Source organism: Arachidicoccus rhizosphaerae, assembly GCF_900107765.1.
Lineage (GTDB): Bacteria > Bacteroidota > Bacteroidia > Chitinophagales > Chitinophagaceae > Arachidicoccus > Arachidicoccus rhizosphaerae.
Genome location: NZ_FNQY01000004.1, coordinates 212,489 through 228,857, shown reverse-complemented (window position 1 = coordinate 228,857; position 16,369 = coordinate 212,489). Strand labels below are relative to the sequence as shown.

The 16,369-nt window shown below is 43.5% G+C and carries 8 protein-coding genes; 5 read left to right on the top strand and 3 right to left on the bottom strand.

The window, feature by feature from the left end; translation table 11 throughout:
- Nucleotides 1-157: 157 nt before the first annotated feature.
- From BLU80_RS05520 to BLU80_RS05510, 3 genes are all read right to left on the bottom strand, one after another.
- The gene (locus BLU80_RS05520; RefSeq protein WP_211481756.1) at nucleotides 158-1,252 is read right to left on the bottom strand and encodes a glycoside hydrolase family protein; all 1,095 of its coding nucleotides are present in this window, start codon (nucleotides 1,250-1,252) and stop codon (nucleotides 158-160) included.
- 6 nt (nucleotides 1,253-1,258) lie between these two features.
- Nucleotides 1,259-2,929 (bottom strand): glycoside hydrolase family 28 protein, encoded by a 1,671-nt coding sequence (locus BLU80_RS05515; protein ID WP_091394684.1) that lies wholly within the window; start codon nucleotides 2,927-2,929, stop codon nucleotides 1,259-1,261.
- A 194-nt stretch (nucleotides 2,930-3,123) separates the two neighbouring features.
- Nucleotides 3,124-3,873: a DeoR/GlpR family DNA-binding transcription regulator gene (locus BLU80_RS05510; protein WP_091394797.1), complete on the bottom strand. Its 750-nt coding sequence runs from the start codon at nucleotides 3,871-3,873 to the stop codon at nucleotides 3,124-3,126.
- A 67-nt stretch (nucleotides 3,874-3,940) separates the two neighbouring features.
- Here BLU80_RS05510 and BLU80_RS05505 point away from each other — a divergent pair, with 67 nt between their 5' ends.
- The 5 genes from BLU80_RS05505 (at nucleotide 3,941) to BLU80_RS05485 (ending at nucleotide 16,359) form a co-directional block, all read left to right on the top strand.
- The gene (locus BLU80_RS05505) at nucleotides 3,941-4,516 is read left to right on the top strand and encodes a 5' nucleotidase, NT5C type (protein ID WP_091394681.1); all 576 of its coding nucleotides are present in this window, start codon (nucleotides 3,941-3,943) and stop codon (nucleotides 4,514-4,516) included.
- 682 nt (nucleotides 4,517-5,198) lie between these two features.
- The gene (locus tag BLU80_RS05500; RefSeq protein ID WP_091394678.1) at nucleotides 5,199-8,540 is read left to right on the top strand and encodes a SusC/RagA family TonB-linked outer membrane protein; all 3,342 of its coding nucleotides are present in this window, start codon (nucleotides 5,199-5,201) and stop codon (nucleotides 8,538-8,540) included.
- A 32-nt stretch (nucleotides 8,541-8,572) separates the two neighbouring features.
- A complete protein-coding gene (locus tag BLU80_RS05495) occupies nucleotides 8,573-10,540 on the top strand; it encodes a RagB/SusD family nutrient uptake outer membrane protein (RefSeq protein ID WP_091394676.1) in 1,968 nt (655 codons plus the stop codon).
- Between the two features lie 309 nt (nucleotides 10,541-10,849).
- The gene (locus BLU80_RS05490) at nucleotides 10,850-13,279 is read left to right on the top strand and encodes a T9SS C-terminal target domain-containing protein (protein WP_139188092.1); all 2,430 of its coding nucleotides are present in this window, start codon (nucleotides 10,850-10,852) and stop codon (nucleotides 13,277-13,279) included.
- Between the two features lie 128 nt (nucleotides 13,280-13,407).
- A complete protein-coding gene (locus BLU80_RS05485) occupies nucleotides 13,408-16,359 on the top strand; it encodes an alpha-d-galacturonidase (protein WP_091394670.1) in 2,952 nt (983 codons plus the stop codon).
- Nucleotides 16,360-16,369 lie beyond the last annotated feature (10 nt).

The following is a 16,369-nucleotide window of genomic DNA, read 5'->3' as shown; positions in this document are numbered from 1 at the left end:
TCGAAGGAAGATAACCGGATTTACAGTATACTAAAATATCTTTCTGCTTTGGGTATGGTTGTATGTTCCGTAATTTATGGGAAGGTCAAAAAGCTCAGATAACCTTATTTGTTCTGGATACTGAATGCTTATTGGAGTTGGTTACTCATTTTCTTTTTTATTTATCCCAGACTAAGGTGCACCTGCCTACAGCGAAAAACTTTTTACCGCCTTTTGTTGTAAGCGCCGTATAAATAACAGCAAAACTGCCGTCTTCCTGTTCAATCGCACATAAGGGTGTCCTGGTGCTGTGATCGCCATTTTCTGCCCAGATATGGTCCTGGAACTGTACTTTGACTCTCTGCTCACCAGTCCAGTGGAGTCCGTCGCTGGAAAGGCTATAACCAATCTGCTGATCTCCGAAACTATCAAAAACCATCATATACCTGCCATCTTTTAATTTTGAGACCACCTCGTTTTCCATAAATACTTTGGCAACGCCAATGGGGTTAAAGCCTTCAGGCATCCTGGTCCAGGGACCGGACAGCTTTTTGGCGAATGCCATACCGGTGGGCCAAGGGCCTCTGGGTACATGATTATGCCCATCGTACATCGCATACCAGGTATTGCCTACTTTATAAGGGTTAAAGCAGGCAACGGCCTGCTGTCCTTCCCAGCGCTGGCTATTGCTATCCGGCTCAAGTACAATGCCCATATCTGCATAGGGACCGGCAATGCCGCCTGTGCCATTAACCGTAGACTTTGCCCGCCAGATTCTGCCGGAATAATCATTGCCGGCAATCTCTGCTTTCGTTGAATCTCCAGCTCTGTATGCTACGTAAAAGATATTCCAGGCGTCTTCCAGGTGATTGTATTTAACGCCTGTCACCCAGACCTCTGCTCTGGGGTTCGTAGCGGTTCTGCCTGGTATGCTATTGACGATGGTGGACTTTCTATGCCAATGGAGGGCGTCCTTACTGGTCCAGTAGGCAATACGCATATCTTTATGTGGCCGGTCAAACATCTCGTTGATAAACATATGATAGGTGTCCCCGATTTTGATAACCTGCCCAGTTTCAAAACCGGATTTATTATGGCTGGAGATCACATCCGGGTTTTTACTGTCAATAACAGGTGATTCAGGGGCACTCTTCAGGATCAGCCTCGTGGGTAGCTGGGCATCAAGGCTTCCAGTCAATATAAATAAGGAACTGAATAACCATACAATCAGTGCAAGATTGTTTGATTTTATAGTAAACTTATTACACGTCATTGTTTTTTATTTTTCTGATGATGGGCGGTCGCTGGTATCATAGGTGTTAGTCTGCCAGCCATTGGGGCGCTCTGGTTGGCAGTTTTTGAAGGTGATATTGCGGGAGGCCGGGCCTTGCACATCCATCACCAGCTTCCTCGCTTTCGTATTAAAGCGGGTATTGTCAAAACGCATATTGCGACAGTCCAGTAAGTGTATCGCGGTGTCTTTTGTGGATATCAGGGCATTTTTAATGCTAAAACTATCCACATCAGCAGCTCTGAGCAGATTATCGGCATAGACCTGAAGGTTCTCTATCTGCACCTGGGTTAAAGGACTTTCAGGTATGGCATTTAATTTAATAAACCACTCAGCGCTGTCTATTTTTATATTCTTAAAGTACGTATGTTTAAAGGAGGGCGTGAGCGCATTTACGGGTCTGGCGGGTAGTCTGGCAGCCAGGTCGCCAACGTAAACGGTGCTGCCCAACATATCCCACTGAAAAGCCTTGCCTGTTGTAAGCATCCGGATATTTTCATAATACAGACTGTCTCCGCCTCCGCCTCTGGGACGTCTGGTTTTAAAACGCAGTCCGACATTGGTCTGTTCAAATAGGCAGTTTTGTACAAATACGTTTTTAATCATGGCAGCGGTCTCGCTGCCAATGGTGACGCCACCATGTCCTTTAATGGCCAGGCAATTGCGGATGACGACGTTCTCGGTAGGCTTGTTGACCCTGAGCCCGTCTTCGCCTCTGCCGGCTTTTAAGGTAAAGCAGTCATCGCCACAGCTTAAGGTGCAGTATTCGACCAGTACATTTTTAGAAGAAGAAATATCCATGCCGTCACCCCTTGGAATGCCTACTGAATGAACAGTGATCCCTCTTATAATTACATTGTCGCAATAAACAGGCACAATGTTCCAAAAGGCAGTATTTTCTAAAGACAGGCCTTCTATAAATACGTGGGTGCAGTTAATGGGAGAAATAAACATGGGTAGAAATATATAACCGCCATTTTTGCCGTCATATACCCTGTCTTTAACGGGTGTTTTATATGACACAAAGTCTTCTATAACGATGGAATCCATCACCTGATTTCTGACAGACCCATTCAGGGCCGGACCAATAAGTTTTCCCTTGCCGGTAATGGCGATATTGTCGGCGTTATTTGCGTATATACAGGCACCTAAAGACATGACTTCAATTCCTTCGCTACGGGTAAAGACGGCTGGCTGATAGTCCTCCACCGCGCCACTAAAGCTAAGCGTGGCCTGGTCGCTGAGATGTAAATTGATATTGCTTTTTAATTCGATTCTGCCCGTTTTCCAATGACCAGCGGGGATGAGCACGGTTCCGCCTCCTGTGGCACTGAGCTGGTCAATTGCTTGTTGAATGATCGTTGTGACTGATTTGCTGGTATCTGCGCCGTTGTTTGCTATATTAACGGTGGTGTCTGGAAAATCAGGCCTTTTAAAATCCACTGTGGCAAAAGGTGCTTTAATTGGTGTAATTGAGTCCGGCAAGTGGGCTGCACCTACCTGCATGCTATCAGGCAGGTAGTCCAGGAAGTGATTGCGGTCACGATCACTGCCAGACGCACAGGCGCTGAAGGTTAATGCCAGCATAATTAATAATACACCTAAAAGGCTACGTACAGGTAAAAAATAATTGAAACGCCCCTTTTGCAGATTAAACATCTATAATAATTTATATGGATGATGAATGTCAGATGATGCTTATTGCTGATTTTTCAATAGAAAATAACAATAAACGGCGCAAATATCAGGGGGCTATTGGTATTTGCTTCCAATCACTAAGTAGGTGTAAAGATATGGTATTGTTTTTTAAAACTGTCCTGCTCTGTCCTGCAATTTGTTTGCCCCCCGGGGGGTTAAACAATGGTGACGCCCAAATTTTTAAAAGGAGTCAGCTCTTTATGATCCGGGGATGAATTGGTGATAATCGTGTCAATAGCTTCTACGGGGCAAATATAATAGGGATCTGCTTTATTAATTTTCTGTGTAGTGGCTAAGGCAATGGTTTGTTTGGCCATGGTGACCATTTGGGCTTTTAGCTGTGCTTCTTCGTAGTTTTTTGTAGTAACACCCAGCGTTGGATGAATACTGCAAATCCCAAAAAAACAAATATCTGCTCTAATAGATTGAAAGGTCTTAATGGTATCTTGTCCCATGGTTGTAAAAGTATCTTTATCCAGCCTGCCGCCTGCAAAGATCACCTCCGATAAAGGATGATCCTCTAAGGCGTTGGCAATAGGGAAGCTGTTGGTGATAATGGTAATGCGTATATCAGGAGGAATGCTGGCGGCTACGGCCAGGGTGGACGTGCCTCCATCGAACAGGACGACCTGGCCATTAGCCAGAAATTGAACGGCTTTTGCGGCAATAAGATCTTTGGAATCCTGATCATAATGCTCCCGGGCTCTATAGTGTCTGGGTATGGAAGAGTGGGGAACAGCGCCGCCACGTACTGCTTTTAATAAGCCACGCTCTGACAGGGACTTAATATCTCTGCGTATAGTGTCCTCAGAGACCTTAAGCTCTTTACTGAGCTCGGGCAGTAATACCCGCTGGTCTTTGCTAAGTATCGATAAGATCAGATTGAGGCGCTCTTCTTTAATCATATTGCAAAAATATGCAAAATAATGCAGGTATGTGCAATAATATGCATATTTGTAGTAAATTTGTTGCATGAAGCATCTAATTAAACGAAAATCAATCGCCATTGATATGGATGGCGTTCTGGCAAGTGTTGAACCGCAGTTGGTAAAATATTATAATCAGGTCTATGGAGCGAGCCTCACTTTGGAGCAAATCCAGGGTATGTCTGGCGCTGAGGCTTTCCCAAAAGATGCAGCCACCCGTAAAATGCTGAATCTGCCTGGTTTTTTCAGAGATTTGGAGGTGATGGAAGGTGCTGTGGACGCAGTGAAGAAACTCATGAAGCATTATGAGGTATACGTGGTATCTGCGGCCATGGAATTTCCACTGTCGCTCATGGAGAAGTATGAATGGCTGCAGCAGTATTTTCCTTTTATCGACTGGCATAATATTGTCATGTGTGGTGATAAAAGTATTATTAATACAGACTATATGATTGATGATTATTGTAAGAATCTGGATGTATTTAAAGGTAAAACGCTCATGTTTCACGCGTATCACAACACAACTTTAGATCACCATTACCGGGTTCGTTCCTGGCAGGAAGTGCTTAATTGGTTTGAGCGGGAACTTGACCTGGAATTAAAGGTCACTTCCGAAAATTAGGACAGTTCCCTAATCAAATATGGATTACCCTCTGTTGGATGTTCTGGGTTCAACAGGGGGTAATTTTTTACATATCAATCCATATAGGATGCGCCAATAGACTTTGCCCTCTGCTGGTGAAATCTGACTTCAAAATCTGCTTTCTTTCCGTTTTGCCATCTTAAAGCTTTATTGAATTGATTGTTAATCTTTTCTGAAACTAATTTTCATTTTTTTTATAATTTTTGAAAGGAATTCTTCTAACTGTTTATTTAACAATGGTTTGAGTTTTATAAATATGATTAAAATAAATGTATAATTTCTTTTAATTCAGTAAATAATGTTCAGCTAATTAACGGTCATTATTTTGTGTGCCTGCTGGCTGTGAATTTAGATTTGATATCAAAAAATTAATAAAAAAGGAAAGTTTTGTATAAAATAATGTAAATAATCGACAATGTTTATTTTATATATGAATTTATCTTTGACTTATAAATATTCAATTTGTTTTTGAAACCCCTAATACCGGGTAAATAATTGTTAAGGAATTGTAGATCAAAAGCTGCTTTTAAAAGCTAAATAAAGTGGCAATTGTTAGAGATTTTGGCATTTGAGCAATGTTTTTATTTCAGGGGGATTCCAGGTTTTTCCATAAATATTAAAAATTAAAATCATTTTATCACTGCTTTGAAAAAATTAAAAAATGAGTAGACAAAACATGAAATTTGTATTTCTATTCCTGCTCACCCTTTGCTGTACTGCGCTCTTTGCACAAGAGCGGACGGTTAATGGGGTGGTTGTTGATGGAAAATCCGGGGAACATCTCCCTGGTGCTATCATAAGTGCCAAGGGCAGACCCAGTAATGTGAGTACCAAATACGATGGCACTTTTTCTATTAAACTACTGCCTACAGACTCGGTTTTAGTGGTTTCTTTTATTGGTTATAAAAGAGTGCAGCAAAAGGTAGGTTCAGAAGATTTTATTACGATTCGATTGGATTCCACAGTTTCTGCTGATTTAAATGATGTCGTTGTTGTGGGCTATGGAACTCAAAATAAAAGGGATATCACAGGATCCATGGCAACGGTTAATTTGAAGCAGATCGAGGATATGCCTGCCGCCTCTATTTCTGAGATGTTGCGTGGGCAGGTGCCTGGCTTAAATGTTTCCGGCGGAGCACAAAGGCCGGGTGAAATGGCCACACTCAGCATCCGTCAGCAGTTTAACTGGGGCAAGGATGGTGGAAATGAGGCACCTTTGATTGTTATTGACGATGTGTTGCAGGTGGACCCGCAAACAGGTCTTCCGACGCTGGACCGCTTCAATCAGCTGGATCTCTCTGAAGTGGAAAGCATTACTGTTCTTCGGGATGCAAGTGCCGCCATTTATGGTTCCAGGGCTTCTCAGGGTGTTGTCATTGTTAAAACTAAAAGAGGCCAGATTGGTGCGCCTAAAGTAACTTATAGTGGAAAATTTGAACGCAATGATGCTGTTAGCCATAGTAAGGTGATGAATGCCAGGCAATATGGTGAATATTCCAACAGTTTCAACAAGGCGCTGGGCCGTAGCGACGATTATCAGTATTCAGCGGATGAATTAAATATGATGGATACGCTGAATTATGATTGGTTAGGCAACGATTGGAGAGCTGCTAATACCATGCAGCACTCTTTGGATATCAGTGGAGGATCGGATAATGCTACTTATTTTATGGGTGCATCCTATTATACACAAGGCGCAAACTTAGGAAAACAGGATTTTGATCGCTGGACCTACCGCGGGGGAGCCGATGTGAAATTAATGAGCGGGTTACATCTGGGGGCGACCATAGCGGCATCCAATACCAATGTTGAAAAATCTTTTACCAAGATCAACTTTAGTGACGGATATGCAAATGGTGGTGAACAAAATGACTATAGCGTCTTATTGCATATGCCTAAATATATTCCATGGATATATAATGTAGATGGCCAGGATGTATATGTTTCTCCGCCTTTAGGTTCTAACAGAGCCGGTAATGTTAAGGGTAATAATTCCTTAAGTAACTGGAACTATTATGCATTATTGAATAACGGATCTAAAACAACTAATAAGAATTTCAATTATAATGTAAACTTCTCTTTAGCCTACGATGTTCCATTTATACAAGGCCTCAGCTTTAAATTGAATTATGGTTTATCACAGGCTGCTACCAATACCGAACAGATAATGATGCCGCAGATGCTGTATCAGGCAACCACGATTGCTTCTGCTGGCATGCATTTATTCAGTGAGACAGAGGATGGTAAATTTAAGGCGACCAATAATACCGCAAATTCCCGTGTGACATATGACAATACAACCTCTAAAAGCGAGCAGTCCAACTTTTTCATAAATTATACCAGGAGCTTCGGTGATCATAATATTACAGCGATGGCTTCAGTGGAAAAATCGACCAATGAGCTGGAAGATCGATATCAGATATATGATAATCCTACTGCAGGTATCTACAACGGTACTTCTGTAAGCGCAGGTACACTAAATGATGGAAATACTATCACTTATAAATATGAAAGTGGTAGTCTGTCCTATCTGGGCCGTGCCAGTTATAATTATAAACATAAATATCTGTTTGACTTTGTGTTCCGCACAGACGCTTCAACAGTATTTGCTCCGGAGAATTATTGGGGATTTTTTCCCGGAGTGTCAGCTGGCTGGGTAATCTCTGACGAGCCTTTTTTCAAAAATAATATTCAATGGATGGACTTTCTGAAGTTCAGGACATCCTGGGGTATAACGGGTAATAATAATATTAAAGCCTGGAAATGGCTGCAGGTATATACAGCACAGACAGATAAAGGGTTTGGTTTCGGGAGTGACGGCGGTTTATATACCACTGGCATGACCCCCGGGGTGACGCCTAACCGGGATGTTCACTGGGACAGAACGCTGCAAAGAAACTTCGGATTAGATATGGATTTCTTAAAAAACCGATTATCAGTAACTTTTGATCAGTATTTTAATTCTACTTCAGATATGTTAACGGATATGTCCAAGGCTATAAATACACCTATATCCGTTGGCGGAGCCTTTGCAGAACAGAACTATGCCGCTGTTAATGCCTGGGGCTCAGAATTGTCCATTACCTGGAAAGATCATGTCGGAGATTTCAGCTATTCCATTGGTGTCAATACAGGACTGGGCAATTATAAAGTGACTAAATATTATGATCAGGCATTTGCCTATCCTTCAGAATCTACCACCAGAAGAGCAATGGGGAATTATGGTATCGTGCCGGTATGGGGTTTCAAGACCTGGAAACAGACTTCGGGCGGAGATGGTATGCTGAGAACAGATGCCGATATTGACAATTACTGGAACTATCTGTCCCAGAATGCGGCCAGTTCCGGCGTGGATGGAGCAGCTCCGAACTTTTTGGGTATTACTGATAAATCGGGTTTGAAAAAAGGTATGCTGGTTTATGAAGATGTAGCCGGTGACCTGGACGCAAACAGCAAAACAATTGCAGGACCCAATGGTCGGATTGAAGCTGATGAGGATTATGTGAAACTTAAAAAATCCAACAGAAGTTACGGACTTTCCACCAATATCAATTTAGGTTGGAAGAGCCTGTCCTTATACATGCAGGTGGCCACTTCCTGGGGTGGAACACGTTTTCTGGATTATGTAAAACAAGGAACCTCCAGCACAAATGCGATGTGGGGACAACCTATTTATCTGGTAGACATGTATGATGAAGATACCAATCCAAATGGTAAATACCCCAACATTGCCTATTATGATAATTTCGGCGGTTCACAATCCGATTTCTTTATGCTGCCAACTTTTAGAATGGTCATCAGAACCCTGAGTCTGGGATATACGATGCCAACTAAGCTGGTCAATAAGGCCCGGTTGAAAAGCGCACGTTTCTTCCTCTCTGGTAACAATTTGTGGGATTTATATAATCCATATCCTAAAAAGTTCAGAAATATGTACGATGCAGCAGATGTAGGTTATCCTACTTTGCGTACCTGGGCCTTAGGTGTAAATATTGGATTCTAAAACAATAAATTTCTAATTATAGATTATAAATTATGAAAAAGATATTTTATTTACTGATCGGGGTCTTGCTGGTCATTACGACGGGATGCAGCAAAAAATTCCTGGAGGATATGCAGCCTTATAACCAATACGGGGAAGATCAGGTATTCTCCAATGAAGAGCTGACAGAGTGGTATATTGCCCGGTTATACAACTATTATTTTGTGAGTTATAAGAATCCATTGCAGAATGTGATCGGACTCTATAATACGAACAGGTCCAATATGACGGAAGAAATAGGAGGGACGATACCTGACTATATTAATTCCACGAAGACGCTCGTCAATGCAACTGATGCAGACACTTATTATGGAACTACTTCCTCCAGTGTAACCAATAACCCTTATACGCGCATCAGGTACTGTAATGATCTTCTGGAAAAGATGGAAGAGCCTGTTTCCGATCCTTTATCTGCGGATTTTAAAAAGGAGGCTAAAGGTCAGGCTTATATGCTGAGGGCATTGCAATATTTTGATTTGGTCAGGGTTTATGGGGGAGTGCCGCTGGTGTTGAGTGTTCAGAATAACAGTACTACGGATGCATCCATTCAGACACCAAGATCCTCTTCTTCGGAGTGTTTTGCGCAGATTATCAAGGATCTGGATTCAGCTGCAGCGTTGCTGCCTATGGTGTGGGATGATTTAAGTGATAATTACGGCAAGTTTACCGCGGCTGCCGCCATTGCCATGAAGAGCAGGGTTTTACTAACTGCAGCAAGTCCTTTATTTAATAAAGATTGGGATAATCAGGGTAGTGAAAAATGGAAGGCAGCCTTACAGGCAGGTCTGGATGCGGAAACAAAATTAACAGCCGCCGGTTACGGACTGTATGGCTCAAGTGCGAAGGACTGGTCAAATATGGCCTTCACCGGCAATACGGCCTTTAATAAGGAAGCTATTATGGTGTTTTTATTCAGCAGTTCCTCCACTTCATCAGAAGGGTATAACAATACATGGGAAGATCAATTACGACCAAAGGATTATGATGGGGATGGCGGATTATCAGCGACCAAACAAATGTTGGATTTATTCCCTCTGGCTAGCGGGCAGAGACCAACGGCAGCAAATGGATATGTAGATACTTTCTTCTTTGAAAATCGTGATCCCAGATTTTACCGGACTTTTGAATTCTCAGGAGAAAAGTGGGGCATAAAAGGTAATGAAAACAAAACGACCTGGTTTTACCGTTGGAAAAAAACTGAATCTGGTTCAGCCACTTATTATGGGACTAATCAGACCAATAGTCCGGCTATTGTTCGGAAAAATTCAAATCCTAATGCGGACAGCACCGGCTATTCCTATTCTAATACGAGTATCATAGAATATCGTTATGCAGAGTTACTGCTCAATATTGCAGAGTGTTATGCGGCCACCGGCGATATTAGTCATGCTATTGAATATATTGGGAAAATAAGAGCCAGAGTAGGTATTCCTTCAGATAATAACTATGGTGTAGGAAACTTAAGTACTAAATATCAGGCCATTGAAGCTGTATTATATGAAAGAAGGGTAGAGCTGGCCTATGAAGGAAAAAGGTTCTGGGACATTCAACGCTGGATGTTGTATGATAATACTGATAAGAGCGGCAGTTCGGTCTCTAAATTGGGATTAACGCCTATCAACGGAACTGCCCGTGAAGGTTATTACTGGCAGGCAAAAGACTATTCAGACAGTGACCCGTTGACAGCTGAGGACCGCAGTATTCTGATTGATCCGGATGCTGCTGATTTTAAAGCCCAGCTGGATAGCCTGAAGGCCATCTATCAGGCACACTTTGTCATGACGCCGCTTGATAAACCTTGGGATCAGGTAAATAGTACGGCTACTACCATTGAATTTCAGCCGAACTATTATCTGTCGGGCTTGCCTGCTTCTGTACTCAGTACAAACAGCTGGTTGGAACAAAACCAAGGTTGGAATGATTATTCAGGGGCAACAGGTAGTTTCGATTATCAAAATTAGAAGATTTAATGTTTGATTATAGGGTTTATTGATTTTCGTAATTGTAGCAATATTTCTGGCAGAAGAATTAAGTATTCTGTCCAGAAATATTTGTTTTGGAGGACAATATGCCGGATTAAATAGATGTAAGCAGCTGATATTAATCCCGTCCACCTGAAGGAGTTTTTTGAATTTAACTGGAATAATAAAAGATAATAGATGCACCGCTCACCCATCAAAATAAAACCTTTATGCTTTGTCCTATGGGCCGTTGTGTTCAGTAGCTTTCAGCTAAGTGCGCAGCAGACCGTGGTTAAAGTTGATTTTAATATGTCTGGCAGAAAAACTGCTGAAGTGAATGCCTTTGGTTATACCCCCTGGGAAGTGGTTAACGGAGGACCGGATACGTTAAGAAGGGAAGGGATTGATTTTATCGTCTCTGCGGCAGGGGACCAAAAGTTAAATGCGTCCTGGTTTAAGGCCGGAGTGAGGGGCGAGGCCAAGGCGAAGTTTTCAGATGACGGGCTTATGGTTCGCCAGGCGAGCGATGGCAAGTCGAGTCAGCCAGAAGAAATCCGGCTTCGTATCAGGGGATTGACACCGGGTAAGCATACGTTGATCACCTACCATAATTTAACCGATCAGTTAAATGAATCAGATCCTTGCCCCTTGGATATCTATGTAGATGATAAAAAGGTAATTTCAGGGCTGCATCCTACTATCCGCGCATCCAGGGTAGAGGACTGCGCCGTGGCTGTTTTTGGTTTAAACGTGATATCCGGAAAGGACATTGTTGTAAGGTTTGTGGCAGATGGTAGCGGTAATGCATCTTATCATAAAATAATCCTGAATGGCTTTCAACTGGATGGTATAAATCCCGCCTTACAGTCCAGATCGCCTTTGCCTGCTAACAGAGATGAACATATTCAGATCAGTAAGGATGGTAACAGTCTTTTAAAATGGCAGGCCGCACAAGGAGCGCTTTCTCATGAAATCTATTTTGGTACGGATTCCGCACAGGTAGCTACTGCAGGTACTAAATCTCCCTGTTTTAAAGGGAGTGCCGCGGCCGCAGATACGAGTTTTACGTTAACAAAGCTGAATAGTCTGGATACTTATTACTGGCGAGTAGATGAGGTATTTGGCAATAAGACCATTAAAGGTCTTGTATGGGAATTTCGCCTGAGGCAGCTGGCATTTCCAGATGCGGAAGGATACGGGCGTTTTGCCCGTGGTGGCAGAGGCGGAAAGGTCGTTGCTGTCACGAATTTAAACGACGACGGGCCGGGTAGTCTGAGGGCAGCGGTAATGGATAGTTCCGGACCAAGGGTCATCATTTTTAATGTAGGTGGGGTGATTGAATTAAAATCCAGGCTAGTGCTCAGTACTCCTTATGTAACCGTTGCAGGGCAGACCGCGCCCGGCAAAGGAATTTGTATTCGGTCTGCCCCTTTTGGTGTTACCGGCAATGATGATATGGTCCGTTTTGTTCGCGTACGGGTCGGAGACGGGCCTACTTATGACGGAATGGGGCTGACAGGAGCTGATCATAGTATTATAGATCACTGCTCTATCAGTTGGACAAAAGACGAGTCTTTTAGTTCCAGGGGAGCGCACAATATCACCCTGCAAAGGACGCTTATCTCTGAGGCTTTAAATGCCGCGGGACATAAAAATTACCCAAAGGGTAAAGAACACGGATTTGCCGCAACAATTGGCGGAGATATCGGAAGCTTTCATCATAACCTGCTGGCCGATTGTTACGGCAGGAACTGGAGCCTGGGCGGAGGACTGGTAGACGGCCATTATGGCGGCAGAATGGACATAAGAAATAATGTCGTGTATAACTGGGGGCACCGTGCCACTGACGGTGGCGCGCATGAAGTAAACTTTGTTGGCAATTACTATAAACCCGGTCCGGGAACAGACTTTTTTTATGCTTTTAATGCACAGCATGAGGGCGTTGGCCTGGGGATGCAGCGTTGTTTCTTTGCAGGTAATATAATGCCGGGGTACTTTGACCTGTCAAGTCAGCAGGCCGGGAGGAAAATTAGTCACAGCCATGGCGATACCAGCAGTTACGCGACCTATGTGGATCAACCTTTTTTCCCGTCCTATGTGACCACACAAACAGCCGAAGACGCTTATAAAGATGTGCTGTCCGATGTAGGCTGCAATGCCGGCGGACTGGATGAGCATGATCAGCGTATTATTTCGGAAACCTTAAAAGGTGTGACTTCCGTAACAGGCAGTTATACTCATAAAAAAGGCTTTCCTGATAAGGTGGCTGATGCCGGTGGTTACGAGGATTATCCCACTACTCATCGTTCAGACAACTGGGACACGGACCAGGATGGTCTGCCAGACTGGTGGGAAATCGCTCGGGGGCTCAACCCGCATTCCGCAAAAAATGACAGCAGCGAAAGCAATGCTGATCCGGATGGGGACGGGTTTACCAATCTGGATGATTATTTAGACTGGATGGCACATGCACACTATTCAAGTGCGCAGGGAGGACCTGTATATATTGACCTGAAGAAACTCGCGGTGGGGTATCAGAAGGCCCCTCAATTTACGGTGACTCATATTTTAAACGGGAGGGTCAAAATCGAGCGAGATGGGCAATTGATATTTACGCCGGATATAAATAAAGGACAGAATACCAAACTGGGTGGCTTTGATTTTACCGTTAAAGATGCCAGGGGTAGCTCCATGACGCGTAAAGTAAATATAGCCATTGGGGTGGACATTGACCAGTAACTATTTTCATAATATGTAGTGATTCACCACTATTGGCAGGAAGGAAGCTTATTTGCTGTACCAGTTGGACAAGGTCATGGTATTTTAATTTTAAGGAATCAAATAAATCTTATAAACGATTGAATTATATGGAGCTGATGGATGTTGTAAAATCCGGAGACCGGCATTTGAAAAGATGCTTTCATTTGGCAGGAGGGCATTTGTTGCTTTTTATGGTACTGCTGCTCCTACATCCCGGATTATATAGTCAGTCTTTAAATAGTCAGAATGATCCTTATGTTTTAGCCTACCAAATGGAATCAACGGGCAGAATTAAATATGGAGCAGAAAGGCTTGCGGAAACATTTAGAAAAGTAGGTTACCGCATTGATTTAATAGGATTCAGGCAGTCTGAGTCGCCTGTTACCCCTCAGGCGGGAAGAGTGATTTATATCGGAACCAGCCGTACTAAATTTTTAAAAACACTGATTGCGTTACAAAAAACGAATCTTCGTCCTGATACGGTTAAGGAAGGATTTAGCCTGCTGGGTTGTAAAGACGGAAAACTGGTGATTGCCGGCGCCGATGCGTCAGGCACTTTATACGGATGCCTGGAATTGAGAGATAGAATCCTGCATCTGGCATCAGAGAGTGAAACTGCAACTGGAAAGCGTCTTTCACTAAATGCTTTGATGGACACCCTCCACTGTAGCGATCAGCCCCAGATGGTGCTTCGGGGAGCGTGTATCGGACTTCAGAAAACATTTTTGTTGCCTGGCAGAGGTACTTATGAATATCCGATTACCAGAGAGAATTTTCCGTGGTTTTACAATAAAGAGTTATGGATTAAATATCTGGATATGCTGGTAGATAACAGAATGAACACACTGTATCTCTGGTCAGGTCATCCTTTTGCTTCCTTAGTACGGTTAAAAGAGTATCCGGATGCGGTGGAGGTGGATAGTGCTACTTTTGCTGCGAATCAGCATATGTTTGCATTTCTGACAAAGGAGGCTAATAAAAGGGGTATTTGGGTGATCCAGGCATTTTATAATATAATCGTTTCCAAGCCCTTTGCCGAAAAACACCATATTAAAACACAGGATAGAAACAGACCGATTTTGCCTTTGATTGCCGATTATACCCGTAAATCTATTGCTGCTTTTGTACGGCAATATCCAAATGTGGGCTTACTTGTTACTTTGGGGGAAGCAATGGAAGGCGTGGGTCCGGATGATACTGAATGGTTTACAAAGACCATTATTCCTGGCGTAAAAGATGGACTGAGCGCGCTGGGAGAAACCCAGGAACCTCCGATTATATTAAGAGCACACGATGCAGATGCTCCGGCCGTCATTGCAGCGGCCAAGCCTTTATATGGTAATTTATATACAATGGCCAAATATAACGGTGAGGCCCTGACGACTTATCAGCCAAGAGGATCCTGGGCTGAGCTACACCGTACCTTAAGTGATATAGCACCTGTTCAGGTAGAAAACGTGCATATTCTGGCAAATCTGGAGCCTTTCAGATATGGTGCCGATGATTTTATTCAGAAATGTGTCCAGGCGATGCATAAGATTTACGGCTCAAACGGCCTGCACCTGTATCCGCAAGCCTCCTACTGGGACTGGCCTTATAGTGCTGATAAAACAGACCCGAGACTCTTGCAAATCAATCGGGACTGGATCTGGTATAGTCAGTGGGCCCGTTACAGCTGGAATGCTGACAGGGACAGGGCCTCAGAAAGGAAGTACTGGGCTGGTCAGCTGGCGGGGAAATACGGGAGCAGCCTTGAAACGGGATCAGAGATATTAAAGGCATATGAAGCCAGCGGAGAAATTGCTCCGAAGCTGCTAAGGCGATATGGCATAACAGACGGAAACAGACAGACCTTAAGTCTGGGTATGACAATGAGTCAATTAATTGATCCTGAGAGATATGGTTTATTCACGCTTTTATATACCTCTGAATCTCCCGAAGGAGAAATGATTACGCAATATGCTAAAAGAGACTGGTTACATGAAAAACATATCGGAGAAACGCCCGTGCAGGTGGCCGGTGAGGTAGTCCAAAAGGGTAAGGAAGCGGTGTCTGCCATAGAGGCTGCATCCGGCGGCGTTACAAAGAATCTGGATGAGTTTAATCGGCTGAAGGCAGATATGTACAGCTATCAGTATCTGGCATCCTTTTATAGCAACAAAGCACTTGCGGCCCTGAAAATTTTACGATATGGCTATAGTCATGATATCTCCGATTTGGAGAAAGCTGTCCCTTTAATGACAGCGAGTGTGGAAGCTTTCAGACGACTTGCTCAGGTTGCGGGTGCTCATTATTTATATGCCAACAGCCTGCAGACAGGAGCAAGGAAAATTCCTATGACGGGCAAAGATGGTCAGTATAAGCGCTGGTCTGAGCTATTGCCGGTTTATGAAGGGGAGCTTACGCATCTTAAACAAAATATTCAGTCGCTTAAATATCATAAAGATGCAAAGTCTGCCACTGGCAGCCCATGGCATCATTTGCGGCCGGCTTCCGTGCATTTTCTGGCCCCGTCTGTTGCGGATCGTTTAGATGGAAACGGCTTGGGCAGTTATTATATACAGCAAGGAAGTAAAGATATGGCGGGTACGTATCCGCTAATGAAATCCGCCCGCCCTTTTGCTGACACAACGGCTGGATTTGATTCTATGGCAGTCGCTTTGACTGGGCTTCATGGCATACAAGTGAATCGTAACAGGCAGGTTCAGGCAGGCACCAGATTGCGATTTAAGACGGATCAGCCCGTCACTTTATTTGTAGGATATTTTATTCAGAAATCAAAAGTGCTGCTCAAGGAGCCTGAACTGGAAACGGACGCCAGTGCCAATGATTATGGGCAGGCTGCAACAAAAATAGCCAACGGCGCAGCATTAGGTGGGTATCCGGCAATTAACATACATACTTATACCTTTGACAAAGGAATACATGATTTACAGCTGGGTAAGGGCATCTGTTTATTACTGGGCTTTGCAAAAGGCAGTGCTGATGATTTGCCGGCCTTTGATGCCGGGATTGGTAATGCGGGATCTGCTCCTGATTTGGACTGGCTCTTCAGATAATCCTTTTATA

Excerpts from the sequence above, each read along its gene's own strand:
- BLU80_RS05505 (WP_091394681.1), top strand. The coding sequence starts at position 3,941 with ATGAAGCATCTAATTAAACGAAAATCAATCGCCATTGATATGGATGGC.
- BLU80_RS05495 (WP_091394676.1), top strand. The coding sequence starts at position 8,573 with ATGAAAAAGATATTTTATTTACTGATCGGGGTCTTGCTGGTCATTACG.
- BLU80_RS05485 (WP_091394670.1), top strand. The coding sequence starts at position 13,408 with ATGGAGCTGATGGATGTTGTAAAATCCGGAGACCGGCATTTGAAAAGA.
- BLU80_RS05510 (WP_091394797.1), bottom strand. The coding sequence starts at position 3,873 with ATGATTAAAGAAGAGCGCCTCAATCTGATCTTATCGATACTTAGCAAA.
- BLU80_RS05500 (WP_091394678.1), top strand. The coding sequence starts at position 5,199 with ATGAGTAGACAAAACATGAAATTTGTATTTCTATTCCTGCTCACCCTT.
- BLU80_RS05490 (WP_139188092.1), top strand. The coding sequence starts at position 10,850 with ATGTCTGGCAGAAAAACTGCTGAAGTGAATGCCTTTGGTTATACCCCC.
- BLU80_RS05520 (WP_211481756.1), bottom strand. The coding sequence starts at position 1,252 with ATGACGTGTAATAAGTTTACTATAAAATCAAACAATCTTGCACTGATT.
- BLU80_RS05515 (WP_091394684.1), bottom strand. The coding sequence starts at position 2,929 with ATGTTTAATCTGCAAAAGGGGCGTTTCAATTATTTTTTACCTGTACGT.